General features: G+C 38.2%; 24 protein-coding genes and 1 other RNA gene. 18 read left to right on the forward strand and 7 right to left on the reverse strand.

The features are described 5' to 3' along the window. Positions 1–194 precede the first annotated feature (194 nt). On the forward strand, positions 195–1970 hold the full coding sequence (locus tag GQR87_RS18900; RefSeq protein WP_158972073.1) for a GGDEF domain-containing protein: 1776 nt from the start codon (positions 195–197) through the stop codon (positions 1968–1970). 75 nt (positions 1971–2045) lie between these two features. On the opposite strand, the gene rnpB is transcribed toward GQR87_RS18900, so the two are convergent. From rnpB to GQR87_RS18915, 3 genes are all read right to left on the reverse strand, one after another. Then, an RNA gene (gene rnpB / locus GQR87_RS18905) (RNase P RNA component class A) lies at positions 2046–2413 on the reverse strand. Between the two features lie 37 nt (positions 2414–2450). Next, positions 2451–4145: an NAD-dependent malic enzyme gene (locus GQR87_RS18910; RefSeq protein ID WP_158972075.1), complete on the reverse strand. Its 1695-nt coding sequence runs from the start codon at positions 4143–4145 to the stop codon at positions 2451–2453. A gap of 52 nt (positions 4146–4197) precedes the next feature. Then, a complete protein-coding gene (locus GQR87_RS18915) occupies positions 4198–6807 on the reverse strand; it encodes a penicillin-binding protein 1A (RefSeq protein WP_158972077.1) in 2610 nt (869 codons plus the stop codon). A gap of 140 nt (positions 6808–6947) precedes the next feature. Here GQR87_RS18915 and pilM point away from each other — a divergent pair, with 140 nt between their 5' ends. The 9 genes from pilM (at position 6948) to GQR87_RS18960 (ending at position 15884) form a co-directional block, all read left to right on the forward strand. After that, complete coding sequence (gene pilM / locus GQR87_RS18920; protein ID WP_158972079.1) at positions 6948–8009, forward strand: type IV pilus biogenesis protein PilM; 1062 nt, start codon at positions 6948–6950, stop codon at positions 8007–8009. Then, on the forward strand, positions 7997–8578 hold the full coding sequence (locus tag GQR87_RS18925; RefSeq protein WP_158972081.1) for a PilN domain-containing protein: 582 nt from the start codon (positions 7997–7999) through the stop codon (positions 8576–8578). The genes pilM and GQR87_RS18925 overlap by 13 nt, the downstream gene beginning before the upstream one ends. After that, positions 8578–9204: a type 4a pilus biogenesis protein PilO gene (locus GQR87_RS18930; protein ID WP_158972083.1), complete on the forward strand. Its 627-nt coding sequence runs from the start codon at positions 8578–8580 to the stop codon at positions 9202–9204. The genes GQR87_RS18925 and GQR87_RS18930 overlap by 1 nt, the downstream gene beginning before the upstream one ends. A gap of 2 nt (positions 9205–9206) precedes the next feature. Further along, on the forward strand, positions 9207–9743 hold the full coding sequence (locus GQR87_RS18935) for a pilus assembly protein PilP (protein ID WP_158972085.1): 537 nt from the start codon (positions 9207–9209) through the stop codon (positions 9741–9743). Then, positions 9736–11505, forward strand: a complete 1770-nt coding sequence (locus GQR87_RS18940; protein ID WP_158972087.1) for a type IV pilus secretin PilQ — start codon at positions 9736–9738, stop codon at positions 11503–11505. Before GQR87_RS18935 ends, GQR87_RS18940 begins: the two co-directional genes overlap by 8 nt. 213 nt (positions 11506–11718) lie before the next feature. Continuing rightward, positions 11719–12234, forward strand: coding sequence for a shikimate kinase AroK (aroK, locus tag GQR87_RS18945; RefSeq protein ID WP_158972089.1), 516 nt, complete (start codon positions 11719–11721; stop codon positions 12232–12234). A 36-nt stretch (positions 12235–12270) separates the two neighbouring features. After that, positions 12271–13338 carry a 3-dehydroquinate synthase gene (aroB, locus tag GQR87_RS18950; RefSeq protein ID WP_158972091.1) on the forward strand — a complete coding sequence of 356 codons (1068 nt, stop codon included), beginning with the start codon at positions 12271–12273 and terminating at the stop codon, positions 13336–13338. A gap of 62 nt (positions 13339–13400) precedes the next feature. Further along, positions 13401–14933 carry an SPOR domain-containing protein gene (locus GQR87_RS18955; RefSeq protein ID WP_158972093.1) on the forward strand — a complete coding sequence of 511 codons (1533 nt, stop codon included), beginning with the start codon at positions 13401–13403 and terminating at the stop codon, positions 14931–14933. Between the two features lie 126 nt (positions 14934–15059). Then, the gene (locus tag GQR87_RS18960; protein ID WP_158972095.1) at positions 15060–15884 is read left to right on the forward strand and encodes a Dam family site-specific DNA-(adenine-N6)-methyltransferase; all 825 of its coding nucleotides are present in this window, start codon (positions 15060–15062) and stop codon (positions 15882–15884) included. A gap of 22 nt (positions 15885–15906) precedes the next feature. Here the strand turns inward: GQR87_RS18960 and GQR87_RS18965 are convergent, their stop codons facing one another. Both GQR87_RS18965 and GQR87_RS18970 read right to left on the reverse strand, forming a co-directional pair. Continuing rightward, complete coding sequence (locus GQR87_RS18965; RefSeq protein ID WP_158972097.1) at positions 15907–16215, reverse strand: hypothetical protein; 309 nt, start codon at positions 16213–16215, stop codon at positions 15907–15909. Positions 16216–16407: 192 nt separating this feature from the next. Beyond that, positions 16408–17082 carry a TorF family putative porin gene (locus tag GQR87_RS18970; RefSeq protein ID WP_158972099.1) on the reverse strand — a complete coding sequence of 225 codons (675 nt, stop codon included), beginning with the start codon at positions 17080–17082 and terminating at the stop codon, positions 16408–16410. A 380-nt stretch (positions 17083–17462) separates the two neighbouring features. On the opposite strand from GQR87_RS18970, the gene rpe reads away from it, so the two are divergent. The 5 genes from rpe (at position 17463) to GQR87_RS18995 (ending at position 22336) form a co-directional block, all read left to right on the forward strand. Further along, the gene (gene rpe / locus GQR87_RS18975; RefSeq protein WP_158972101.1) at positions 17463–18137 is read left to right on the forward strand and encodes a ribulose-phosphate 3-epimerase; all 675 of its coding nucleotides are present in this window, start codon (positions 17463–17465) and stop codon (positions 18135–18137) included. A 32-nt stretch (positions 18138–18169) separates the two neighbouring features. Then, positions 18170–19177 carry a tryptophan--tRNA ligase gene (gene trpS / locus GQR87_RS18980; RefSeq protein ID WP_158972103.1) on the forward strand — a complete coding sequence of 336 codons (1008 nt, stop codon included), beginning with the start codon at positions 18170–18172 and terminating at the stop codon, positions 19175–19177. Positions 19178–19191: 14 nt separating this feature from the next. Next, positions 19192–19800, forward strand: coding sequence for an aminodeoxychorismate/anthranilate synthase component II (locus GQR87_RS18985; RefSeq protein ID WP_158972105.1), 609 nt, complete (start codon positions 19192–19194; stop codon positions 19798–19800). Between the two features lie 79 nt (positions 19801–19879). Beyond that, positions 19880–21025, forward strand: a complete 1146-nt coding sequence (locus tag GQR87_RS18990) for an HDOD domain-containing protein (RefSeq protein WP_158972107.1) — start codon at positions 19880–19882, stop codon at positions 21023–21025. Between the two features lie 105 nt (positions 21026–21130). Continuing rightward, a complete protein-coding gene (locus GQR87_RS18995; protein WP_158972109.1) occupies positions 21131–22336 on the forward strand; it encodes an aspartate aminotransferase family protein in 1206 nt (401 codons plus the stop codon). 84 nt (positions 22337–22420) lie between these two features. On the opposite strand, the gene erpA is transcribed toward GQR87_RS18995, so the two are convergent. Together erpA and GQR87_RS19005 are read right to left on the reverse strand one after the other, a co-directional pair. Next, positions 22421–22765, reverse strand: a complete 345-nt coding sequence (erpA, locus tag GQR87_RS19000; protein ID WP_158972111.1) for an iron-sulfur cluster insertion protein ErpA — start codon at positions 22763–22765, stop codon at positions 22421–22423. A 140-nt stretch (positions 22766–22905) separates the two neighbouring features. Further along, positions 22906–23610: a DUF6776 family protein gene (locus tag GQR87_RS19005; protein ID WP_199271646.1), complete on the reverse strand. Its 705-nt coding sequence runs from the start codon at positions 23608–23610 to the stop codon at positions 22906–22908. A gap of 123 nt (positions 23611–23733) precedes the next feature. Between GQR87_RS19005 and GQR87_RS19010 the strand changes: the two genes are divergently transcribed. The 3 genes from GQR87_RS19010 to GQR87_RS22225 are packed head-to-tail and all read left to right on the forward strand — an operon-like array spanning position 23734 to position 26069. Then, positions 23734–25407, forward strand: coding sequence for a chloride channel protein (locus GQR87_RS19010; RefSeq protein ID WP_158972115.1), 1674 nt, complete (start codon positions 23734–23736; stop codon positions 25405–25407). Between the two features lie 20 nt (positions 25408–25427). Beyond that, positions 25428–25856, forward strand: a complete 429-nt coding sequence (locus tag GQR87_RS19015) for a CopD family protein (RefSeq protein ID WP_158972117.1) — start codon at positions 25428–25430, stop codon at positions 25854–25856. 36 nt (positions 25857–25892) lie between these two features. Next, on the forward strand, positions 25893–26069 hold the full coding sequence (locus GQR87_RS22225) for a hypothetical protein (protein ID WP_199271647.1): 177 nt from the start codon (positions 25893–25895) through the stop codon (positions 26067–26069). The last annotated feature ends 115 nt before the right edge of the window (positions 26070–26184 follow it).

The raw sequence follows: 26184 nt of genomic DNA on the forward strand, positions 1-26184 counted from the left end.
TTGTACTATCAGTAAATTTGTCGCTAGAGTAGATTTTGAATACCCACGCCGATTTGTTGTCAGCTAAGGATAGGATCAGATTATATATGATTGATTGTCGCTTGTTTAAGTGGATACTAATAGGCTTAATAAGTTTGTGGTCAGCTAGTATATATTCTGCTTCAGACTGCTCGTCATATACCCACAAGACAGGCATGATAGATCCATCTTGTCAGCAAATGAGTTTACGAGGCTTATGGCAGGCCCTGCCTGGTAAGATTATCCCACCTGCACAGATTACACAGTTTCAACAGGATGCCATCACACTAGAAATCCCAAGTTATTGGCCAGAGAATAAAGTAAAAGTCGATGAATATTATCCTAGAGGGTTAATCACACTCTGGGCTGAAATTGAATTAAATGGCATTTACAGCACAGGAGAGGATTTAGCATTTTGGCCAGGCCGTCAAAGTTCTACCATGCGAGTTTATATTGATAATGGGCATGGAACCTGGGTCAAAGCTTTTGATAACTTATCTCCTTTTATTGCCGAATCAGATGAGGTAATTAAATCGCTACCCCCAGCAGGATCCGCAGGCTTACTTCATAGCGGGGCATCATTTCAGTTACCAAAACTTTATCCAGGGAATAAAGTAATTTTACAATTATACATTGATGATTATCGGACTGGAGGCATAGCTCAGCCTCCCCAAATAGGTCAAAAAGATGAACTATATCGCAATATTATGCACCGCTCTTCATGGCATATATTATTTTTAGGCGCCAGTTTATTAGTGACAATATTTGCCGCAGCTCAAGCTATTTTTTCTTCTAGCCGTCGTGCCTTACATTTATTTTTAGTTTTAATATCTTTAGGTACAGGTTTACGTTTACTGGTAACAGGGAGTGTTCTTGCTTACTTATTTCCCCATTTCACAATTAATCACTATTTCTACTTAGCCTGGGGTAGTTTTCTATCTTTATTAGCTATTTTTGTTGGGGCGCAGGTCTACTTGTTACCTGCCATTTTTAAACAACATTTCATCTTAAAAAAGCTGTTACTTTTTCTTAGTGCTATCCCCATAGTTTTACTGTTATTTATTCCGTTACTGACTTTGCACGAATTCTTGCTAATAGGACATTCATTACGCACTTTTTACGTACTGGTTGCTTTTTCTTACGCTCTTTTTCTAAGTTGGAAAGTCTACGCTCGATTTCGTGAACACTGGTTACAGCTATTAGGTTTAGTTATTATTTTAGTCAGTGGCGCCTATGATGCCTTCCTTTATGCACAGAACATTGATCCTTATCTAGAGTTATTTGCCATTGCTATATTTCTATTTATCACCTCACAAGCCATTTATTTTGGCTGGGAACATATGCGTTTACTGGGACGAGAACAACGTTTAGCGCAAAATCTAAAAGAATTAAATGAATCTTTAGAAAAACAAGTACTGACACGTACCCAAGATTTACAAACCGCCAATACTCGACTTACCCTTGCCGCAACCACAGATGTATTAACACAACTACCCAATAGACGTGCCTTTGATTCAGCAATAAAAAATGAAATTAACCAAACCCAATCACACAATGAAAATCTATGTTTAGCCATAGTTGATGCCGATTGGTTTAAATCTGTAAATGATCAGTATGGTCATGACTTTGGTGATCAAGTGCTACAAATTTTAGCTATGTATTTAAGTGAACGTCTGAGAGTAACTGATTTTATTGCACGGATTGGCGGCGAAGAGTTTGCGATTATTCTACCCGCAACAGATATAGCACACGCTAAAATCTTACTCGAACAACTTTGTAAAGGCGTCGCTCAATTACAACTTGAGGAAGCTAAAGATTATCAACTAAGCGTAAGTATTGGCGGTGCAGAATGGCATGAAGGCCTGTCTATTAACGAATTATACCGCCTAGCAGATAAAGCCTTATATAAAGCGAAACATAATGGTAGAGGCCGAGTTGAAGTTTCTCAATAATTCTAGGGCGATACACTTTAGAGAATAAGTAACCTGAACTCGAGATAAGTATAAAGAGGCCCGAAGATAAAAATAAGGTGGAGTTGGCCATAAGCCGGGTTCTGTCGTGGGCAATCATTCATCTAGGCCAGCAATCGCTCACTGGCTCAAGCAACACACCCGATCTCAACGTGGGCCACGCCATAAGAGATCCTATTTGGTCTTGCTCCGGGTGGAGTTTACCTTGCCACACACTGTTGCCAGTGGTGCGGTGCGCTCTTACCGCACCCTTTCACCCTTACCAATTTATTACGGATAACAAAAAGGCGGTCTTCTCTCTGCTGCACTTGTCGTCGGCTTGCGCCGCCCAGGCGTTACCTGGCACCCTGCCCTGTGGAGCCCGGACTTTCCTCCCTTCAGAAATTCACAAGTGAAAACTGAACGGCGATTGCCAGGCCAACTCCGGTGGCGGATTCTACGCAGGTTAAGCAAGGGTTACAATTAAATACTTACTCTTTTGTACGGACGATACTCGGCAGTCCAAAAGTTCTGCTCAATTCTTTGTTGTAATACTTCATCCGAGACTTGCAAAGCCAACCCTTGATTCATAGCCACTTTACCCACATCAAAGGCTATTTTTCTACTTAAAGTAGCAATTTCACCTAATGAAGGTAATAACGCTCCTTGACCATTTATCGCTAAGGGAGAAGCATTAGCTAATGCAGCACTGGTTGCCATCAACATTTCGTCACTAATGAACTCTGCTTTAGATGCTATTACTCCTAAACCTATACCCGGAAAGATATAACTATTATTACATTGTGCGATTGGATAAACCTGACCTTTGTATTCAACAGGCTTGAATGGGCTACCTGTGGCAATAATGACTTTCCCATCGGTCCACTCAATCACTTGCTCAGGCGTAGCTTCAACTTGTCGAGATGGATTGCTCAAAGGAAAAATAATGGGTAATTCATTATGCGATTTCATGGCACGAATAACCTGTTCGGTGAAGAGTCCTGATTGACCCGAAACACCAATCAAAATATCCGGTTTAGTCTGATTCACCACTTCTAATAAGGACGCATACTCACCATTGATTGACCAGTTTTCAAGTGCATCTAAGGGTTTCACTAAACGTTGTTGAAAGTCTCGCAACCCCTGTAAGCCTTCAGTTAACAAACCGTAACGATCTACCATAAAAACTTGGCTGCGAGCTTGCTGGTCAGAAATTCCCTCATTACACATTTGTTTAATGATTTGTTCTGCTATTCCACACCCTGCCGAACCGGCACCAACAAACACCACTTTTTGTGATGATAATTTAACTTGCTTACTTTTACATGCAGCCAAAATAGTACCCACAGCCACAGCGGCAGTACCTTGAACGTCATCATTAAAACAACAAATTTTATTGCGGTACCTTTCTAGTAAAGGTATTGCATTAGGTTGTGCAAAATCTTCAAACTGCAACATAACTTCAGGCCAACGGCGACAAATGGCTTGAATAAACATATCTACAAATTCATCGTACTCCGCTTGGCCAATACGTTTATGTCTAGCTCCCATATAAATAGGATCGGCTAATAATTTTTCATTATTAGTGCCCACATCTAACATCACCGGAAGTGTGTAAGCAGGACTAATTCCGCCACAAGCAGTGTATAAAGAAAGTTTACCGATTGGGATCCCCATTCCACCTATACCTTGGTCTCCTAAACCTAAAATTCGCTCGCCATCAGTAACAACAATTACCTTCACTTTTCGTTTGGTTGCGTTGCGTAAAATATCATCCATATGATGACGCTCAGAATAGCTAATAAATAAACCTCGTGAACTTCGATAAATATCAGAAAACTGTTCACAGGCATCCCCTACTGTCGGGGTGTATATAATAGGCATCATTTCATTTATATGGGCATGAATCAGACGATAAAATAAGGTTTCGTTATTATCTTGAATGGCTCGTAGATATATATGCTTATTCATCGGCTCATCAAAGCTGGAATATTGCATATAAGCTCGTTCCACTTGTTCTTCAATCGTCTCATAACGAGGCGGGATCAAACCTGTTAAGTTAAACGCAACACGCTCTTTTGCACTAAATGCGCTGCCCTTATTTAGTAAAGGCGTTTCTAATAAAGACGGCCCTGAGTGGGGAATATATAACGCATTTTTTACTAAGGGGTTACTCATGTAAACTCTATCCTTTATGTAATATATTTGTTGTGACTAAGACCAGAGGATCTTAGAAAATATCTTCCAATTGCTGATTATTTAGTTCACCTTCATCGCTTGTTTCAATAATTTCATCTTCAGCTACGTAAAGTGACGGTTGTGAATTTTCACTAAAATATTCAAACATAGAAGTACTGTCTGTTCTATTGGTTAACTTACCTGTGTTTTTATCGATACGTAAGGTAATAATATTAGTAGGCATGGGCAATTCATGATTAGGTTCACCTGCAAGAGCAAATTGCATAAACCTTATCCAAGCAGGCTGGGCAGCAATAGCACCTGCTTCACTACCAATCATGGCATTACCAATATAATTGAACTTAGTTGGATTTTTATTTACCAAGTTTTGATTGGGTGTGGTGCGTCCCAATTTACGATTGTTATCATCAAACCCAACCCAAGCTGTCGCCACTAAATCTGGGGTAAACCCACTAAACCAAGTATCTCGCACATCATTAGTGGTACCGGTTTTACCCGCCACATCGTTTCTTTTAAGTAATAATGCGGTTCTCCAACCTGTTCCACGGTTATTCCAATGACCATTAATTTGTACTGCAGAGCGCATCATTTCAGCCACTAGAAATGCATTTTCTGCAGTAATAACTCTCGGAGCTTGCCGTATAGTAGACTGCGCTTTTTCAGGTTGCGAATTAAACTCTGCCGCTAATAAAGCCTCAATATCATCTGGATCGATTGGCTTAACTGGTTTGTCTGCAACTTGACAAGGGTCACAAGCCTGCACCGGATCAGCTTGCCATAAAGATTGGCCATATTCGTCTTCAATTCTCTGAATAAAATGCGGGTTAATTAAAAACCCGCCATTAGCAATCACTGCCATAGCAGTAGCCACTTCTAGCGGTGTATGTGATCCTGAACCTAGAGATACCGTTTCATCTTTAGGAATATCATCTTTATCAAAACCAAAACGAGACAAATATTCGGTCACATTGTCTAGACCAACCGCTCGTAATAATCTAACAGAGACGACGTTTTTAGATTTACTCAAAGCCACCCGCATTCTTATTGGCCCATCATACTCTGCCGGTGAGTTTTCAGGTCGCCAAGCTGTGCCCGAGCCAGCTTGCCATTGAGTAATAGGTGCATCATTAATTATACTGGCTAAGTTATAACCGTTGGCCAAAGCGGAAGAATAAATAAAAGGTTTAATATTTGAACCCACTTGTCTTTTCGCTTGAGTGGCTCGGTTAAATTGGCTTTGATAAAAACTATAACCGCCAATCACAGCATCTACTGCACCATTTTTAGGATTCAAAGCAACAAATGCACTACTCGCTTGGGGAAATTGACTGAGCTGCCAATGCCCATCTTCAGGGCGTTGTCGCAGAAGAATAAGCGCCCCTTCTTGTAAAATATCAGCGGCAACTTTCGGCGCAGCCCCTTGTTTTGAGTCATTGATAAAGGGTCTGGCCCAATCTAACCCTTCCCAGTCAATAATTCTGTATTGACCGTCTCGATTGAAAGTTAAGATATCTTTTTCATTCACTTTAACCACTATTGCCGGTATTAAAGGTTCAAACGTTGGATGATTTTGTAACACTTCCAACATTTCTTGCTCTGACATAGGCGGTGTTTGTTCTGCTGCTAATGGTTCATCTAATGCACTATCACTGCCGCTCGCCTTTTCCCATAACTGCCGCTCTGGACCATGATATCCATGTCTTTCATCATAATCATGAAGGTTTCTACGCACCGCCGCTTGAGCCGCTCGCTGCATATCAGAACTAACAGTTGCATAGACTTGGTAACCTCCCGTTTCAGCTTCTTCTTTCCCATACAAATCAATCATTTGATTATAAATAATATCTGCTAAATACGGTGCATCAAGGTCTATTTCTGCGCCATGTTTTACTGCGCTCACAGGGGCATTTGCAGCTTGTTCAAATTGTTGCTGGTTGATATACCCTTCATCTAACATTCTTAATAAAACAATTCTTCTTCTCTCAATAGAACGTTCTGGTCGACTTATAGGGTTTAATACTGAAGGAGCTTGAGGTAAACCAGCGATAGTAGCAATTTGTGCTAAGGTCAATTCGTTTAAATCTTTACCGTAATAAACGCGAGCTGCCGCACCAAAACCAAAAGCTCTATGACCAAGTTCAACTTTATTTAAATATAACTCTAAGATCTCTTCTTTAGTTAACAACTGTTCCATATGCCAAGCAATAATGATTTCTCGGATCTTTCGAATAAATTTCTTTTCTCGAGTCAGAAAAAAACCTCTCGCCAATTGCATGGTTAATGTACTACCACCTTGAGCTTTCTCACCCGTAGTCACTAAACTAACAAAAGCCCGCAACATGCCGATAGGATCAACACCTGGATGAGAATAAAACCGACTGTCTTCGGTAGCGATAACTGCATGCTCTAAAGCATCTGGGATTTGTTCGAGTGTTAAAGGAATACGCCTTTTTACACCATATTGAGAAATGAGCTTGCCATCTTGCGAATAAATGCGCATAGGGGTTTGTAATCGCACATCCTTGAGGACATCGACACTCGGCAAATCAGATTTGATATAAAAATAAGTACCTAAAATGACAACTATACTTAATAAAAACAGAGCGATTAAGCCGATTAAAGCGGGTTTAAGATACTTCACAGACAAATAATACCAAGGCAACTTTGAATAAATGATCTACATTTTATACCTATGTACGCTTATTAGAACCATAAAATACAAAAATATAGTGAATAATGGCGTTGTGGATTTATTTTACTTAACTAAAAGCAGAACAATTAATGAACTTATTTGGCTCTAAAACACAGCAGATGATTGGCCTAGACATAGGCACACGCTTTATTAAAGCTGTTGTTTTAGAAAAATCTGGTGACAAATTTAGTTTACAAGGGTTTGCTTGCGAACCGATCTCTGGCAATGCTTTTGCAGAACGTGAAATAAAAGATTTTGAAGCAGTCAGCCATGCACTGAAAAAAATAAAACTGACCCTAAAAAGTAAAAACAAATTAGTCGCTATCGCAGTATCTGGCTCAACCGTGCTAAATAAAACAGTATATATGGAGCCAGGACAAAGCGACCATGAACTTGAAAGCCAAATAGAACTAGAAGCAGACAGTTTAATTCCTTACCCACTTAATGAAGTGTATATCGACTTTGAAGAAATAGGTCTAAGTAAAACCAAAACAAATAAAGTCAAAGTTTTATTAAGCGCAGTCCATAAAGATATTGTTGACCGCAGAACCACTGTATTAGGAGAAGTGGGCTACGAAACTAAAATTGTCGATCTAGAAAGTTACGCATTAGGATCAGCAGTCACTGCTTTTTATCCAAATAATAGTGAAGAAAATGTGTGCTGTATCAATATAGGTGCAACCCAATTACAACTTTGTGCTTTAAAAGATAATCAAGTGATTTATACCAAAGACCATACTTTTGGTATGGACTCACTAATTCAAGATTTAACTAACTTGTATAGCCAAGACAGAACTCAAATCGAAGAACAGTTAAATGAAGGCACCTTACCAGAAACATGGAAACAAGACTCTTACCCCATGTTTTTAGCCAACTTACAGCAACATATTAATCGAGCGATTCAACTATATATCAGCGCCACAGGCTCGGGTCGCCCAAGCTCCCTTTTAATATCCGGAGGAGGAGGACACTTAAGCTTCTTGGCTGAAGATCTAACCAGTGATCTTGGCATCGAAGTGATTAACTTTAATCCTTTTCAAAATATGGAAATTAGCGACAAAATATCTGCAGTTGAATTAGCCAGAGTTTCACCACAAATGGTCATAGCGGCAGGATTGGCCAATAGGAGTTTTCAAGCATGGCACATATAAATTTGCTGCCATGGCGTGAAAGCCGTAGAGCAGAGCAGAAAAAAAATTATATCTCCTTATTGGCAGTAATCGCACTGTTATGTGTCGGTCTTATGTTCGGTATTGGCAATATCATTGAACAACTAACTAAAAATCAAAATATTCGTAATCAATTTATTCAGCAACAAATTTCCTTATTAGATGAACAAATTGAAACAATCAAAAATATCAAAAAAGATAAACAAGCTATCGAACAAAGAATGGCACTGATAGAGCAACTCGAAGCTAGTCGAAATGCAGTACCTATAGTACTAGATGAACTGGTTAAACTTGTCCCCCCTGGATTGTCTTTTAGAAGTTTTTCACGGCAAGATAACCGTATAGAAATATTAGGTGTCAGTGAATCTAATAACCGCTTAGCTGATTTTATGCGTCAACTTGAAAACTCTACCGTATTTAGTAGCGGAACTTTATCCTCAATTGTCGCCGATACTTCTGCACTAGAAGCCGTCAGTGATTTTAAATTAACTTTCACTATAAATCCAAGTGTCGCACCAGACTTCTCAGCCACAGATGAGGAGTCAAAATAATGAAATTTGATTTTAATAAATTAAAAGAAATTAATGACTTAGACTTCGAACAAATCGCAGTTTGGCCATTTGAAGTTAAAACGGTAGTGGTCGCTTTTGTCGCAGTCATTAGTTTAATCGGCGGTTATTACGGCTTAGTGCAAGCTAAGCTACCTATTTTAGAATCTGCACAAAATAAAGAAGTTGAGTTGAAACAAAACTACCAGGCGAAATATAGAATTGCGGTTAACTTAGAGGCTTATGAAGGGCAACTAGCAAAATTGCGGGAAGACTTTTCATCCATGCTAAAATCGTTACCTACTAGTAATGAAACGCCAGGTTTATTAGATGATATAACCTTAGTTGGTACCTCTGCAGGACTGACATTTAAACTACTAAATTGGCAAAGAGAAATCCCTAAAGAGTTTTATTCTGAATTACCCATCGAAATGGAAGTCACTGGCGGTTATCATAATTTTGGCCAATTTGCTTCCGAGATAGCCGGTTTACCACGTATTGTTACAGTACATGATTTTGAAGTCACTCAGACAGCCAAGACTTTAACCTTAAAAGTACAAGCCAAAACCTACCGCACGTCGATGAACGAACAAAATGCTATGACGATTAATAAAGATAAAGGGCAATAATCATGAAATATGTATTTTCCCTACTTATTATTAGCTTATTATTAGGCTGTGAAGCCAAAACTGACGATTTACAAGTATTTATAGCTGAAGTGAAACAAACCACTGCGGTTAATATTGAACCGTACCCAGAATTTGAAAGTAAACCTACCTTTGAATATAGTGCAGCTAATTTACGCAGCCCATTTCAACACCCGAGAAATACTGGTGTAGAAATAAAAAAAGTGGCTTCTCAACCTAATTGCGCGCAACCTAACTTCAATCGGACAAAACAAGCATTAGAGAAATTTGGTATAGATGCTCTATCTGTCACTGGTGAATTTTATTCAAATGGAAAAAAATGGGCTTTAATCAAAGTTAATTCTGGTGATTTATTTAAAGCAACGGTAGGCGATTATCTAGGATTATTTTTTGGACGAATCGATTCAATTGAAAATGGTACAGTTTCATTTACTGAAATGTTGCCCGATGGTGCTGGCTGTTGGCAAAAGAAACAAGCCACACTCACCATGCATTCAAAGGCAGGAGAAGATAATGTCTAAGCGTTATATGTTGCATAATAAACTCAATCACAATTATACAAAATTGTGTTGGGTATTCGCTGGTCTGTTAGGCTTTATGACATTTGGCGCTTTTAGCCAAGAACCATCAGCTGTGTTAATTGACCCTCAACCCAAAATCCAAAAACAATTTTTCTCAGAATTAGAAAATGTACAATTTAAACGTCTTGCCAGTGGTGGTGGCCAAGCCATACTAAGCTTCAGCACTGACAACTTTCAAATGCAGCTAAGCCAAAATGCAGATACCTTACTCCTTACCTTACCGGGGGTGAAATTAGCAGATGAGCAATTATTCACTCTAGATGTGATAGATTTTGCTACCCCAGTTAGCTCCATTGAAACTTTCCAAGATGACAAACAATCAAGAATCGTTTTTTCGTTACTAGACAAAGTCAGCTTTCATCATCAAAAAGAATCAAATAGGTTAGTAATCAATATAGCTAAAAAATCGGCTGATACTCAGCTTGAAGAGTCAGAAAAAAACTTTAGCGGCGAACCTATTTCTTTAGATTTCCAAGATGTACCAGTACGCCAAGTATTACAAATTATCGCCCAAGTTAATAAATTCAATTTAGTGACCACAGATACAGTAACGGGTAATGTGACTATAAGTTTATCCGGTGTACCTTGGGATCAAGCTCTAGATATGATATTAAAAATCAAGGGTTTAGATAAAAGGTTAGAAGGTAATATTTTGCTTATTGCCCCTACTGAAGAGTTAACAGCAAGAGAAACCCAACAATTACAGTCTAAACAACAAGTTGCTGAATTGGCGCCTTTGGTCTCGACCAACTTTCAAATTAATTATGCCAAAGCTACAGAGCTAGCAAACATTCTAAAAAGTACAGAAAATAGCATTTTAACCCCTAGGGGCAGCGTAACCGTAGATGACCGTACTAACACCCTACTGTTAAGAGATACTCAAACCTCCATTGATGAAGCCATGCTTCTAGTTAAAGCCCTAGACATTCCAATTAAACAGGTCCTGATTGAATCACGTATGGTCACAGTCAGAGATAATGCAAGTGAATCACTAGGTGTACAATGGGGGATCAGCAGCAGTATGAATAATGGCGGGATATCTGGTTCAATTGCAGGGGCTGATTCAATCTCAAGTGGCTCTGTTCCTGCTATTACCGATAGATTAAATGTAGCATTGCCTGTTACCAGTCCAGCGGGACGAATTGGTGTACAAATCGCCCGCTTACTTGATGGCACCATTATAGATTTAGAACTATCAGCCCTAGAATCAGAAAACAAAGGTGAGATAATCGCCAGTCCACGGATTACAGTAGCTAACCAGCACGAGGCATACATAGAACAAGGCACTGAAATTCCTTATGTACAATCGACCTCAAGTGGTGCCACTTCGGTAGAATTTAAAAAAGCCGTACTTAGTATGAGAGTCATCCCACACATCACACCTGATAACCGCATTATTCTCGATTTAGTGGTAACTCAAGACACCCGAGGTGACACTGTTTCAACCTCAACAGGGCCCGCAGTTGCCATCGACACTCAAGAAATCAGCACACAAGTGTTAGTTGAAAACGGAGAAACTATCGTTTTGGGGGGGATTTTTCAGCAAGCCTCTACCGACGATACTTCCAAAGTTCCTTTGTTAGGCGATTTACCATTAGTGGGAAATCTATTTAAAAACACTTCAGAAAGAATAGAAAAGAGAGAATTATTGATTTTTGTTACGCCAAAAATCTTAACTGACCAGTTACAAATACCTAAATGAAGGCACAAATCGTAAAAAAACAGTTAAATTCTGATGATTTAGCGCTTTTTTTCGATAATCATCGATGTTTAAATCTACAAAGCTTGCAAAATTCAGGGTAAAGCTGAGATAATCCCCGCCTCGAAATTTTCGACGAGGTCTGGTTAATCCATAAAAGGGTAGCCGAACAATCTTTCTACCCCTTAAATAAACATAGTTGTGAAATAAGCAAAAATGGCTGAAAAACGTAATATATTCCTTATAGGCCCCATGGGTGCTGGTAAAAGCACAATTGGTAGGCACCTTGCAGATGAACTTCATTTAGAATTCTTTGACTCAGATCATGAAATAGAAAAGCGTTCAGGCGCTGATATTGCCTGGATATTTGATCTTGAAGGTGAAGAAGGTTTCCGTGTTCGGGAAGAAAATGTCATCAATGATCTAACCGACAAACAAGGCATAGTACTAGCGACTGGCGGCGGTTCAGTGGTCAGTAAAAATGTGCGCAACAGATTATCGGCACGTGGCATAGTTGTATATTTACAAACAACTATAGATAAACAAGTAGCCAGAACCCAACGTGATAAACGTCGTCCGCTGCTACAAAAAGATGATCCTGAAGTAGTTTTGCGTAATTTAGCTGAAGAGCGTAATCCATTGTATGAAGATGCAGCAGATTATATCGTTGATACCGACGATCAAAGTGCACGGGCTGTGGCGAATCAAATTATTGAAAAAATAGGCCTTTAATTTTAATTTAACTGCTCCAATAGGGCTACGCATCTTATGACAACACTTAAAGTAGAGTTGGGGGAGCGTAGCTACCCTATCTCAATTCAAGCAAATCAATTAAATCAAACTGAAGTACTCACTGCACACCTAACCACTAAAAAAGTAGTGGTAGTGACAAATGATGTAGTCGATGCACTTTTTTATCCATTAGTTGCCAAAGCATTAACTGGATATGAAGTCAGTAAAATAGTTATTCCTGACGGTGAACAACATAAAAACTTGCAGAGCTTTGAATCTGTCATCTCCCAACTTCTTGCCATGTCTGCAGGTCGAGATACCACTTTAATCGCGTTAGGCGGCGGGGTAATTGGAGATCTAACAGGTTTTGTTGCCGCTAGTTTTCAACGAGGCATTCCTTTTATCCAAATTCCTACCACTTTATTGTCACAAGTCGACTCTTCTGTTGGCGGAAAAACCGCAGTTAACCATCCTCTTGGTAAAAATATGATAGGTGCGTTTTATCAACCTAAAGCCGTGATCATAGATACCAATAGCTTGTCATCATTACCTAGTCGTGAATTTGCAGCAGGTATGGCTGAAGTAATTAAATATGGCATCATTTACGATTATGACTTTTTTGTTTGGTTAGAGAACAATCTGCAAGCGATAAAACAACAAGATCAAGCAGCGCTACAATACATGATTGCTCGCTGCTGTGAGATAAAAGCTGAAGTAGTTGCCATTGACGAAAGAGAATCTGGCCTCAGAGCAATTCTTAATTTAGGTCATACTTTTGGTCACGCGATTGAAGCAGAACAGGGTTATGGCAATTGGTTACATGGTGAAGCTGTCTCAACAGGCATTGTTCTTGCTTCTGCAGTAGCAACTAAGATGAATTGGCTCGAAGCGTCAGAATTTAGTCGCATTGAATCATTGTTACAAGCATTTGAGTTACCTACTAAAGCGCCGTCAGAAATGCATTTTGAAGAATTTATTAAACATATGCGTCATGACAAAAAAGTATCAGCAGGTAATCTTGTTTTTGTTATTCCCCAAGGTATTGGCAAATCGGTAATAACAAAAGATGTAAGTGAAGAGGTGCTACGAACCATTCTTGCTTAGCTAATAAAGTAAAGGCTCATTGTATTTCATAATGAGCCTATTAGTTAAAGGAAAGCATCAGAATGGCATTGTCAGAACTTAGCGATAGATTAGACTATTTAACTAGTTTTTCTTCGCAACTTGTTTTTGTTTGCACCGACAAGATTAAACAACAATCACAGTTTGTTGAGAGCTTTATAAGTCAACAAGATGAACAAACTGATCTGGCCTTACTGACTGCCAACGAATTAACCCCCTTAGCAATCTACCGAGAAAAACTTTTTCATCAACTTATTAGTAAAGAACAAAGTACTAATTACACCCTACCTCTAAATCAAGTATTGGCTGACTTAAATAGACATGAAGGTCCTGTCTTGATCAGTATTTTCCAGGCAGAAAAGCTCCCGACTAAACTGGTTAAAGAAATTTGGGAATTATTACTACAAAGCCGGTTTGCGAATAACAAGCAACACTTAAACGTATTATTGATGGGTCATTCGGCTTGGGCAGAACAGACCAAAAATGCCATTGCCGCTAACTCTAAAGAAAAACCAATTCTGATTAACGACGCCAACCATGAAGCCAATAGCGAACCTGAAAACAAGGTTAATAGACCTCAAAAAATATCTGCTCGGCAGCAAAAATTAAACGAAAAAAACAGCAGCAGAAATCCAAGTGGCGACACTCCCATATACAAAAAATGGTGGTTTATTACCCTTAGTTGTGTGATCTTTTTTACTACTTTTTCTGGCATGCTTTATTGGCTTTATGCCAAAGATATAAATAATTTATTTTCTATGTCTATAACAAAAGCAACAATAACCGCAGAACAAACACAAGTAGTAACAAAACAGAACATAGAGCACACACCCATTGTGGGTGCGGCTGCCATTACAAAGGCTGCAATCAATTCTAAGGCTGAAGTTGCAGAAGATCCGAGCTTGATACTCCCTGAAGAAACAGCTATCGAGCCAGTACAACAAGAGGCTGAAAAAAGTTTACAAATTGCAGCAGTGAAAGTAGGCAATGAAAAGCTAGTGACTGATTGGCAATCTGCGAGTAAAAAGCTTAATCACATAGCTAAAACAACTTTGCCAGAGGTAGAATCAGCTGCAGGCATTAAGCTCGAAAGACAACCAATAGGTAACCTGCAAAACCCTCAGCCATTAACTGTAGAACAGTCGATAGATCATCCAGTCCAAGACATTGCAGTGATAGAAACTAACCTCGAAGTTGACTTAGAAACGCCAATAAATACTGCAGTCGAAACAGCTGTAGACCCCGCTTATATTACAGATTCATCGGTTATTACAGATTCATCGGTATTTTTAGCATCTTTACCTAATAATCGTTTTGTTATTCAACTCACGGCAATGAGTAACTATAATTTACTGCAAGAATACGCAGCAGATAAAAACCTTAAAAGTTCTGTATGGTTATATACCACCCAAAGATACGGTGGTGACTGGCATGTTTTATTATACTCTGAACATTTTGCCACACTGCAACAAGCTAGAAAAAAAATCGAACAATTATCCAGCACTCTGCTGGAAAATGTGCCATTTGCCAAATCATTACGTCAAGTTCAGCAAGAAATAACAAATTCAAAGCCATAAGCTAATTGTTGTTTGCTGCTTAGCTGGTTACAATTCGCTAATACTGTAATTTAGAGCTCACTCTCTGTCTTACCTAATATGTTTCCGGTAATTATTTGTAGTCACTAGGCAGTTTAAAAGCGAACAATGAAAGATAAAAAAACAAGAGCCTTTCTTAAGTGGGCCGGCGGAAAATACAATCTGATAGAAGCAATAACTGCGCAACTCCCTCAAGGTAAAAAATTAATTGAGCCTTTTGTCGGTGCTGGTTCAGTGTTTCTTAACACTGACTATCCTAAATATTTACTGAACGACATTAATCCTGACTTAATTAATTTATACAATATCGTAAAAAAACGTTCCGCTCAGTATATCCAAGATAGTGCCACACTATTTCAAGCTGAAAATAATCAAGAGCAAAGATACTACGACATTAGAAAACAATTCAACGCCAGTACAGATATATACGAAAGAGCAGTGTTTTTTTTGTATTTAAATAGACACGGATATAACGGATTATGTAGATATAACAATAGCGGCGGATTTAACGTACCATTTGGTCGCTACAAAGCACCCTATTTTCCAGAAAAAGAACTACACTTTTTTGCTGAAAAGTCACAAAAAGCCACCTTTACTTGCGAACCTTTTGAAAAAACGTTTTCTAAAGCCAGAAAAGGCACGGTTATTTATTGCGATCCTCCTTATGCCCCGATTAGTAAAACGGCTATGTTTAACAGTTACGCTAAAGGTGGCTTCACTTTAGATAGCCAAGTCAAACTTGCCGCCATCGCGAACCGCACATTCTGTCATAGAAAGATCCCTGTATTAATCAGTAACCATGACACAGAGTTCACACGGGATATTTATCAAGATGCAAAAATAAGCGAACTGCAAGTAAGCCGTTTTATTAGTCAGAATGGTAAAAATAGAAAAAAAGTAGCAGAGCTATTTGCACTATACAGTGCAAATTAGAAAGAAAGATTAAAGGAATAAATTATTTACGGTCAGTATAATCTTCAGTGGTGTAATCTTTAGTTCTAGATAACAGCTCTAACAAATCAATAAAATGAAATTGGTTAGATCCAGAACTTCCTTTAAACCAAGATGACCAACTTACAGCATCGGATTGCATTGAAGCACATCGATTCACTGTATGACTCAAAGGTAAGGTATGATCGAAAGCAATATCAGGAGCACAGCTACAGAATAATTGACCTTCATCCGATGAAGCACTACTGAACGTCAAAATGGCAATTAGGCCAAGTCCGCTCAAAGAACATACAGTTGCGAATTTCCTGTTCATAATGTTATCTATAGTGAAATAATATGTAACATTATACTGGTCATTGAAACATCAACAACACCCTTTTACCTCAGCAGTTGGGCAATTCATCGTTTAGTCTTAACTTAACTAGGTATATAGGGGAAAAAGAGTAATAAAAAAGGGCGTAATATATTACGCCCTAATAAACAGTAACTTGTTTAAATAACTAAATTATAAAGTGAAGTCTACTGCATAAGAAACGTAGAATTTCAAATCATCACTATCAGCGCCGTCGTCTAAATCAGTTTTTGACACACCAAAAGTAAAACTATCTTTACTGATTGAAACACCAATATCTGTAGAATCAGATGAGAAATCACCACTGTAATCACCAATGTGTAAACCGATTTCTGCGCCACTGTCTAGAGCAATGCCGTAATCAAGGTTAGCGTATATAGAATCACCAAATTCTCCACCGTCGCCGCCAGCTTCTGAATCAGCTAATACAGCTAAACCGAATGTAAAACCACTGGCAGAAATGCTTGCGTAGATTTCAGAAAAATCATTTTCATTAGCTACAGAATCTGGGTAAGCAAAATAAACGTAACCAACATCATAAGAAACATTTTCGCTAATATCACCACCAAAACCGAAATAGACATCTAATTCAGTTTTCATGTCACCCCATGAAGCGTTTGATGCCCATGTACCGGCATAAAAACCAGAATCAGAGGCATAATCAATACCACCAGAAACTGCAGCAGCACCGCCAGTTTGCTCCATACCACGCCATAAATAGTTGTTTGTTACACTAACATTAGCAGTGACTTCAGCAGAAGCTACTTGGCTAAAACTTGTTGCAGCTAAAACAACAGCAGCGATAGAGGTGATTTTTAATAATTTCATGTGTGTACTCCAATTATATTTTTAGTTAATGCAATTAAATAATCATGAACTAGTCACGTTATTAATAATTTTCCTGATACCCTTAACGCAAATCTAATGCCGAAAAATTAAAACCTTTAAAAGACCCCCAAAAAAAATTTAAATCATTGTTATCATTGATTTTTATTTATAAAAAAAGCAAACAGATAATTGCATGGAAAATTTAAAGACGAGGCGCTTAGCACCAAGTTAGTGCAAAAACCCCATCGGAGTGCATATATAACAAAGAACATGTCAATACGTATAATTAACTAGAAACTAATTTTACTGATTAACCTTATAGTACTTTTGTCTATTTCTATTTTTCTGTAAAGTAGCACCTTTTTATAATTAGGCTTTTTATGAATCCATACCTAATAGCTCCATCTATTTTGTCAGCAAATTTTGCCAAGTTAGGTGAAGATGTAGACGCCGTTTTAGCTGCTGGTGCTGATATAGTGCATTTTGACGTAATGGATAATCATTACGTACCCAATTTAACCATTGGACCTATGGTATGTGAAGCCTTGCGTAAACATGGGGTGACAGCAGATATAGACGTACACTTAATGGTGCAACCTGTAGATGATCTGATTAGCCAATTCGCAGATGCTGGAGCAACGTATATTAGTTTTCATCCTGAAGCTTCTCAACATTTAGACCGTAGTCTACAACTTATTATCGATGCTGGATGTAAACCAGGCTTAGTTTTTAACCCTGCGACTCCTTTACATTATCTCGATGATGTTATGCATAAGTTACATCACATATTGTTAATGTCTGTGAACCCTGGTTTTGGTGGGCAAAGTTTTATTCCTCATAGCTTAGAAAAATTAAAGAAAATTCGTTCACGTATTGATGATTCTGGCTTTGATATCAGATTAGAAATTGACGGTGGCGTAAAAGTCGATAATATTCGCGCCATTGCAGAAGCAGGGGCCGATATGTTTGTCGCAGGTTCTGCTATTTTTAATCAACCGGATTACACGCAAGTTATCAAACAAATGCGTGATGAATTAGCCAAAGTTAAGCGCTAACCTTTTAAACTACAAAATAGATCACAAACATTATGAGCAAACCTATCGTATTAAGCGGCTGTCAGCCATCTGGACAACTTACTATTGGCAACTATATTGGTGCACTTCGCCAATGGGTAAACATGCAAGATACCCATGATTGCTTGTACATGCTAGTTGATCTGCACGCCATTACCGTCCGTCAAGATCCTCAGGCTTTATATAACGCCTGTTTAGACGGCTTAGCTTTATATATTGCCTGTGGCATTGATCCTGAAAAGAGTACCGTGTTTATGCAGTCTCATGTGCCTCAGCATACTCAACTAGGCTGGATCATGAACTGTTACGCGCAAATGGGTGAACTGAACAGAATGACTCAGTTCAAAGATAAGTCCGCTAAAAATGTGTCTAATATTAACTCAGGCTTATACACCTACCCTACATTAATGGCAGCTGATATATTGATATATCAAGCTAATCAAGTGCCTGTTGGCGATGATCAAAAACAGCATTTAGAACTCACTCGCGATATCGCCACACGTTTTAATAATTTATATGAGCCAACATTTACTATTCCAGAGCCTTTTATTCCTAAAGTAGGGGCAAGAGTCATGAGCTTGCAGGATCCCACGAAAAAAATGTCTAAGTCAGATGACAATGTGAATAACTTTGTTGGCTTATTAGAAGATCCTAAAAAAATCGCTAAAAAAATTAAACGTGCGGTCACAGACTCTGATGAACAGGCTCGTATTTATTTTGATACAGCTGAAAAACCTGGGGTATCTAACTTATTAAGTTTATTGTCTTGTGCTACAGGCAAATCTATTGCTGAACTATTGCCTGAATACGAAGATAAAATGTATGGCCACCTTAAAGGTGATGTGGCCGATGCAGTGGTTGCTTTGCTAGAACCCATTCAAGCTAAGTTTGCCACCCTTAGAAACGACCGAGCAGCGTTAGATGATATTATGCGTAATGGAGCAGAAAAAGCCTCAGAAAGAGCTCAGCAAACATTAGATAAAGTATATAAAGCAGTGGGCTTCATCCCAAAACCTCTTTAAGCTTTCGACAAACAATGCTGTTATTGATCGATAACTACGATTCTTTTACGCACAACTTGGCCCGCTACTTTGAAGAGCTGGGTCAAGAGGTAAATGTAAAACGAAATGATGAAATTTCTTGTCAAGATATTGAAAATTTAGCACCTGAATTTTTGGTATTTTCACCTGGTCCTTGCACGCCAACACAGGCAGGCATCACACTAGAAGCGATTAAACAGTTTGCTGGAAAAATTCCAATCTTAGGCGTATGCCTAGGGCATCAAGCAATTGGCCAAGTATTCGGCGCAACAGTGATACGAGCCAATAAAGCTATTCATGGTAAAACATCTGAGGTATACCATGACAACAGTCAATTATTCCAGATGGTCTCTAACCCGTTTAAGGCCACACGATATCATTCACTAATTTTAGACCTCAATACTCTACCTGATGATTTTATGATGACTGCTTGGTGTGAAAACGTTGCAGAAAATTGCTGTAGAGAAATTATGGGTATAGAGCACAAAACATTAGCTATTTATGGCGTACAGTTTCATCCAGAGTCATTACTGACCGAGTTTGGCCATGAAATATTAAAAAACTTCCTAAAAAGTACTCAATCTACTGAGAAAACCCACGAATAATTAAGAGCATTAGCCATATTGGTATATTATTGGCTTTACTTTAAAATATATAAAAAAATTTGATGAGTTTACGATAAGTATGGAAAACATCCTCAAAACACGCTTCAACGATCTGTTTTTAGACGTTAGGGTGGCGCAAAAAAACATACTAGATGAAGGTAAACCGCAAGTGAATGTGGTTGATGCAGAACAGAATAAGACTTCTCGCCAACTATTATCTGTTGAAAAACAAGCTCTTCTTGAAAAAGACTTGAACAATAAAGCTGAATTAAATCTTCAACTGTCAGTGAATAGCCAACTAGATGCTGAAGTTGAAAGACGTTTACTAGAAGATATACAAGACATCGATCATCTCTACAATAAAGTACTAGGCATAGACGAAGTTATGCCTACATTGCTCGATGCTATTGGTGTTAGAGCGGCAACTATTTCCAAAATAGAACCGCTAGCTGGTGAAATGTCATGGTTTTATAACGATTTAATGCGATTAGTAAACCAACCTAAATATAAACGTGTTGATAGTAAAGGCAAAGTCATTTTGGTGGATAGTTTACGAGCTGGGCTTAGTTTTTTTGGTCTCGATAATTTAATCCAAATTGTCACCTCTTTATCCTTTAGACGTTGGTTACCACAGATCACAGACCCTTATCCCAAAATAAAAGTAAGAATATGGGAAGAAGCACTTGCCACTGCCCTGTGCTGCAAACAAATTGCGACTATTAGTAAAGTTGACCCAAACCATGCCTTTTGTATTGGCATGTTGCAACTATGTGGCAAGATAGTTATTACTCGAAAATATTTTCGCATATTTGAAGAAGTACAAAGAGAAGCTTTAATTGAAACAGAAACGTATGGCAAACATGAAGAACATAAAGCACTGCGTACTACCCGCCCGAATGGCGAATTTTTAAATATTTTAATCGAAAAACATGCATTTAATATTAGTACTAAGCTGATAGTCAAAATGGATATGAAACGAGTATTCATTAGCCAACCTATGCAAGAGTTACAACAAAATTTGCCTGATTCTGAGTTATCTCCCATGGCATTAGTTCTTAAACAAGGCAGTGCATATGCTAAGTATCGGATTTTAAAACAACATAAACTGATCGACCTTCCGCAGGCAAAAGAGTTTGTACGCTCGATGAAACTCCCAAAGGGTGCGTTAGAATTATTAAAAACCACTGATATACGTACTTTACAATTAACCACTTCAAACAATTAAAAGATTTCGGCATAATGATGGGTATTGTTATAAACATCTGACATAATAAAATTCTTTTTTCGAGCAAATAAAGTCGATTTAAGCTCTAGTCAATAAGGCCACAACATGAATATTACCCGCGATTTATTTGATGACGTAATGGTCCCCAATTACAGCCCCGCAGCCATGATCCCAGTGAAAGGATTAGGCGCTCGATTATGGGATCAGGCCGGCATCGAATATATAGATTTTGCCGGTGGTATTGCGGTAAATGTGCTGGGACATTGTCACCCAGCATTAGTCAACACATTGAAAAAACAGGGCGAAACTTTATGGCATTTGAGTAACGTTTTGACCAATGAACCTGCCATACGTCTAGCTAAAAAGTTAGTAGACGCAACGTTCGCAGAAAAAGTCTATTTTGGTAATTCTGGTGCTGAAGCAAATGAGGCAGCATTAAAATTAGCAAGACGTTATGCTCTGGATAGATTTAGTGAAGACAAAAACCAAATCATTGCTTTTAAACAGGGCTTTCATGGTCGCACATTTTTCACCGTCACTGTAGGCGGGCAAGCTGCTTATTCTGATGGATTTGGGCCTAAGCCGGGCAATATTGACCATATTGAATATAACGATCTAGCAGCACTTGAAACCTTAATATCAGACAAGACCTGTGCTGTCATCATGGAACCTTTACAAGGTGAAGGTGGCATTGTTAGCCCTTCTACAAAGTTTGTACAAGGTGTTAGGGAGTTATGTGATAAACACAATGCCTTGCTTATTTTTGATGAAGTACAAACTGGTGTTGGCCGTACCGGCGATTTATTTGCTTACATGGGATTAGGTGTAATACCTGATATTCTAACCACAGCTAAATCTTTAGGTGGTGGCTTTCCAATTAGTGCAATGTTAACCACAACGGCTATCGCTGAACATTTAAAAGTAGGTTCTCATGGCAGTACTTACGGTGGTAATCCGCTAGCTTGCGCAGTAGCCGAAACCGTTCTTGATATAGTCAATACTCAGGAAGTATTAGATGGAGTAAAACAAAAAGAACAATTATTTCGTCAGGGTCTAGAAACTATAAACCAAAAATATACATGTTTTTCTGAGATACGAGGTAAAGGTTTATTACTTGGCGCCGTGTTAAATGACAAATATGCAGGACGTGCTCGAGACTTTTTAGTTGCTGCCGCAGATGAACAACTGATGTGTTTAATCGCTGGCGCTAACGTTATACGTTTTGCACCTTCTTTAGTAATTTCAGACGAAGATATACAACAAGGATTAGTTCGTTTTGAACATGCTGTCGCTAAAGTGGTGAAAAGCTAAAAATTCGAGTCACAAAGATATAATAACTCGTGCAACAGAGCAGACAATTGGTCGCTTTATTGCACGGGTCACAAAGAAAAGAGTTTAGACAGTAAAAGAAGAACCACAGCCACAAGTTGTCGTTGCATTTGGGTTGTTAACTAAAAAGCGTGAACCTTCTAGACCTTCGGTGTAATCCACTTCACCACCTACTAAATATTGTAAGCTCATAGGATCGACCACTAAAGTCACTTCATTTTTATCTATTGTGGTATCGCCTTCATTGACTTTTTCATCGAAAGTGAAACCATACTGAAATCCCGAACATCCACCACCGGTCACATAAACTCTCAATTTTAAATTTGGATTTTCTTCTTCTTCCACCAATGTTCTTACTTTTTTTGCAGCAGCATCGGAAAATTCAATGGGCAAAGCGGTTTGCACCGTCATAACTAAAACCTCAACTCAAAATTAAAACTGAAAACACAGTATCTGATTATCCAGTACTTGACTAATATGGTCAAGTATTCTCTATATACCAATTCATCCAGAATAGATTGAATTGAATATGCCTCGAACCATTACTAGCATTAACTTTCTGAAATAAGCCAATCGAAAGTTGAGGAGACCTCTCCCTTTTTAGTTTTATAGTGATAAACATCGGCCTGAACCGATACTTGCTCTGGTTCAAAGCCTTCGGGTAAGGTTATCTCGCCTTCCACTAACTGAAAGTATTTAAAGCCAAATTTGAGTTTTTCTTGAGTCACATTAACTAATAACGACTCTAAGGAATACTTTTTTGCTTGGCCATTTTCACTGCCAATAAGTGAAATATTTAATATTCCATTTAACGAAGTCTTAACTTTATTCTGTTGAATTAATACTAACTCGAAGCGAAAAGAATTATCGCTTAATGCTGGCTGTACATTAAAACCATCTATTAATAATCCTTCTGCGGTTAATTCTGGCGCCATAACTTGTTGGTAAAAGCCAATTTTTTTTCGTAAGTCTTTTTCTCGCTCAATACCTTGCTCAAGTTCTATAAACGCTTTCTTTTGCGCTAACTTAGCCACCTCTAGTTCAACACCTAAAATATTTAAGTTCTTAATAAACTTATTGTTCTCTAATTTTAAGTTAGTAATACTCTGCTCTTGAACAGCTAAGGCTTTTTCTTGCTGCTCATAGTAAACATTTCCTAAATGAAAACCGCTGTATAAACATAGGCCTATTAAAATAAGCGCCAGCAAATATACTTGAAAGGCACCAACCTTTTGTTTTAACTCAGATATTTTCAATATCGACTCTCTTAACACAACCCATAGCTGATAATTCTAACACCGCTTTCGACGTATCGTGCCTTTAAATTATAATGACCTATGATAAGCTAAAAAAGTTCATCACTTTATGCTCAGGATCCAGTGAAACTAGACTCATTCAGACAAGAACTTGCCACACCTCGGACATCATTACAATTGTGTGTGGTGGGAATTATAAGTGGTGTTTGTGCGGCTTTATTAATCATTCTATTTCGCCTAACGATTGATTGGATGCAATCTTTTTTCTTATTAGAAAGTAATGAATTTGGTGACCTGAGTCCTAATTTCCGCTTTTTCATGCCTATAGTTGGGGCTTTATTAATTTTAGTCATCGCTTATTTAACTGGGTTTAAATATTACAGAATGGGCATTCCATTTGTTATTCACAGAGTTAAACATTTTTTTGGTGACATCCCTATCCCAACATCCATTAATCAATTTTTTGGCGGAGCCATTGCTTTAGCATCTGGATTTTCTGTCGGTCGAGAGGGTCCATCTGTACATTTAGGGGCGGCAGGCAGTACATTTTTTGGGAAATGGTTTAAATTACCTGAAAATAGCATCCGCATTTTATCAGGCTGCGGCATCGCGGCCGGTATTTCGGCCTCTTTTAACACCCCCTTCGCAGCAGTTATATTTGTCATGGAAGTAGTGTTCCGAGAATATAAAATTCATATTTTTATTCCGGTCATGTTAGCAGCAGCCTGTGGTAGCGTGTTAACTCGCATTGTTTTTGGCGAAACACAAGAATTGTCGTTCATTCAGTTTAATGAATTTAGTCGCTGGATTTATCTTTATCTGGTTATTTTCGGCATTAGTTTAGGCTGTATCGCTAGTTTATTTAACCACAGTCTAATGCACGTCATGCAAAAATTTAGTCAAATAAGCATGGTTTACCGATTGTTATTAGCTGGAGTTTTAACCGGCGTAATTGGTTTTATATTACCTGAGGCCCTAGGTGCCCACTTCCATTCTGCCCACCAGCTATTTGACCAAAACATGAATATATATTTAGTGATTGCTGTGTTGTGTGCAAAATTTATTCTGACAATTGCAGCCATTGGTTTAGGTGTGCCAGGAGGCATCATGGGCCCAGTATTTGTAATTGGCATGTTGAGTGGCGCATTATTATGTACACCTTTGGGTTTATTTGTTGATGATACAAGTAACCTAACAGGCAGTTTCTCTTTATTAGGTATGGCAGGTCTTATGACAGCTGTAGTGCATGCCCCGTTAGCGGCACTTTCAGCTGTTATGGAACTTTCGTATAGTCCTGAGTTAATATTGCCGGCAATTTTAGTTGTTGTTCCTGCTTACATCACTTCAACTCAATTTTTAGGTAACCGTTCAATATTTATCAGGCAATTAGATTTCCAAAAATTACCTTACACCACCTCCCCTATAACTGAATCATTAGAAAAAACAGGTGTGTTAGCGGTAATGCATAAAAACTTCAAATTAGTATCTTCTGAAGATACCCAGCCCATATCCGAATTCAAAAATGATGAAAGCATTAAACTATTACAAAAAACTGAAGATGACAGCCACCCATTTTCATTATTAGAATATGATAGAGGAATCGATGACGAAGCAGCCCGCTTGATATTAACTCCAGTTCAAGGGGTTAAGTTTCAAAGCACCTTGGCCGAAGTATACAAATTGCTTGAAAATAAACGAACTGGAGCCGTTTATATTTATGCTGATACAATAGACAACATCATAGGTATAGTGACTTGGGAAACCTTAAGAAACTACTTACACAAAGCGAGATACTAACTTGCAGGAATTGATTATTAATGACTCTACTTTGGATTAAAGCTTTACATCTTTTTTTTATGATTGCATGGATGGCCGGAATTTTTTACTTACCCAGATTATTTGTCTACCACGCAACAACAAAAGAAAAAGTAGTCAAAGATCAGTTTAAAATAATGGAAAAACGTTTGTGGTTTTTTGTTACGCCTTTTGCTCTATTAACCTTTATTTTTGGTATATGGTTAATAGTCTTATATGGCGCAGATTGGTTTGCTGCAGCTAAATGGTTACACATTAAATTACTATTAGTATTCGCTCTTTATATATATCATTTTTATTTATATAAACTGGTTAAACAGTTTGCTAGAGATGAAAACAAACATTCCCCCTTATTTTATCGTTTTTTAAACGAAGCGCCTGTATTAGTGTTATTGGCGATAGTCAGTTTAGCTGTGGTTAAATATTTGTAGTTAACATTTAAAATTACCAACGGAAAAGAGATCAATATGGACATTGACCAGAAACAATTAAAATCTTTATTACGAAAAACTGACAGAACCTTTGAAGAATACAAACTGCATCCTAGTTCTGACAGTTATGCTGAAGCTTATGAACAAGCAAAAAATGAGTTAGATCACTATTTAGCTGAGGTCCGTAAGTCTATTTCCCACCGGAGCTTTTAAAAGTTATATAAATTGTTGCAGAAAAATGACATTCATTACTTTGCAGACTTTAACCATCTAAGCAGAAAATGTTACTATCTGCTGATCGAGTGATGGGAGTATTTGCAATCCCCCC

It is taken from the genome of Paraglaciecola sp. L3A3, assembly GCF_009796765.1.
Lineage (GTDB): Bacteria > Pseudomonadota > Gammaproteobacteria > Enterobacterales > Alteromonadaceae > Paraglaciecola.

Coding starts and splice junctions, on each gene's coding strand:
- GQR87_RS18900 (WP_158972073.1), top strand. CDS start 195: ATGATAGATCCATCTTGTCAGCAAATGAGTTTACGAGGCTTATGGCAG.
- GQR87_RS18910 (WP_158972075.1), bottom strand. CDS start 4,145: ATGAGTAACCCCTTAGTAAAAAATGCGTTATATATTCCCCACTCAGGG.
- pilM (WP_158972079.1), top strand. CDS start 6,948: ATGAACTTATTTGGCTCTAAAACACAGCAGATGATTGGCCTAGACATA.
- GQR87_RS18925 (WP_158972081.1), top strand. CDS start 7,997: ATGGCACATATAAATTTGCTGCCATGGCGTGAAAGCCGTAGAGCAGAG.
- GQR87_RS18930 (WP_158972083.1), top strand. CDS start 8,578: ATGAAATTTGATTTTAATAAATTAAAAGAAATTAATGACTTAGACTTC.
- GQR87_RS18935 (WP_158972085.1), top strand. CDS start 9,207: ATGAAATATGTATTTTCCCTACTTATTATTAGCTTATTATTAGGCTGT.
- GQR87_RS18940 (WP_158972087.1), top strand. CDS start 9,736: ATGTCTAAGCGTTATATGTTGCATAATAAACTCAATCACAATTATACA.
- aroK (WP_158972089.1), top strand. CDS start 11,719: ATGGCTGAAAAACGTAATATATTCCTTATAGGCCCCATGGGTGCTGGT.
- aroB (WP_158972091.1), top strand. CDS start 12,271: ATGACAACACTTAAAGTAGAGTTGGGGGAGCGTAGCTACCCTATCTCA.
- GQR87_RS18955 (WP_158972093.1), top strand. CDS start 13,401: ATGGCATTGTCAGAACTTAGCGATAGATTAGACTATTTAACTAGTTTT.
- GQR87_RS18960 (WP_158972095.1), top strand. CDS start 15,060: ATGAAAGATAAAAAAACAAGAGCCTTTCTTAAGTGGGCCGGCGGAAAA.
- GQR87_RS18965 (WP_158972097.1), bottom strand. CDS start 16,215: ATGAACAGGAAATTCGCAACTGTATGTTCTTTGAGCGGACTTGGCCTA.
- GQR87_RS18970 (WP_158972099.1), bottom strand. CDS start 17,082: ATGAAATTATTAAAAATCACCTCTATCGCTGCTGTTGTTTTAGCTGCA.
- rpe (WP_158972101.1), top strand. CDS start 17,463: ATGAATCCATACCTAATAGCTCCATCTATTTTGTCAGCAAATTTTGCC.
- trpS (WP_158972103.1), top strand. CDS start 18,170: ATGAGCAAACCTATCGTATTAAGCGGCTGTCAGCCATCTGGACAACTT.
- GQR87_RS18985 (WP_158972105.1), top strand. CDS start 19,192: ATGCTGTTATTGATCGATAACTACGATTCTTTTACGCACAACTTGGCC.
- GQR87_RS18990 (WP_158972107.1), top strand. CDS start 19,880: ATGGAAAACATCCTCAAAACACGCTTCAACGATCTGTTTTTAGACGTT.
- GQR87_RS18995 (WP_158972109.1), top strand. CDS start 21,131: ATGAATATTACCCGCGATTTATTTGATGACGTAATGGTCCCCAATTAC.
- erpA (WP_158972111.1), bottom strand. CDS start 22,765: ATGACGGTGCAAACCGCTTTGCCCATTGAATTTTCCGATGCTGCTGCA.
- GQR87_RS19015 (WP_158972117.1), top strand. CDS start 25,428: ATGACTCTACTTTGGATTAAAGCTTTACATCTTTTTTTTATGATTGCA.
- GQR87_RS22225 (WP_199271647.1), top strand. CDS start 25,893: ATGGACATTGACCAGAAACAATTAAAATCTTTATTACGAAAAACTGAC.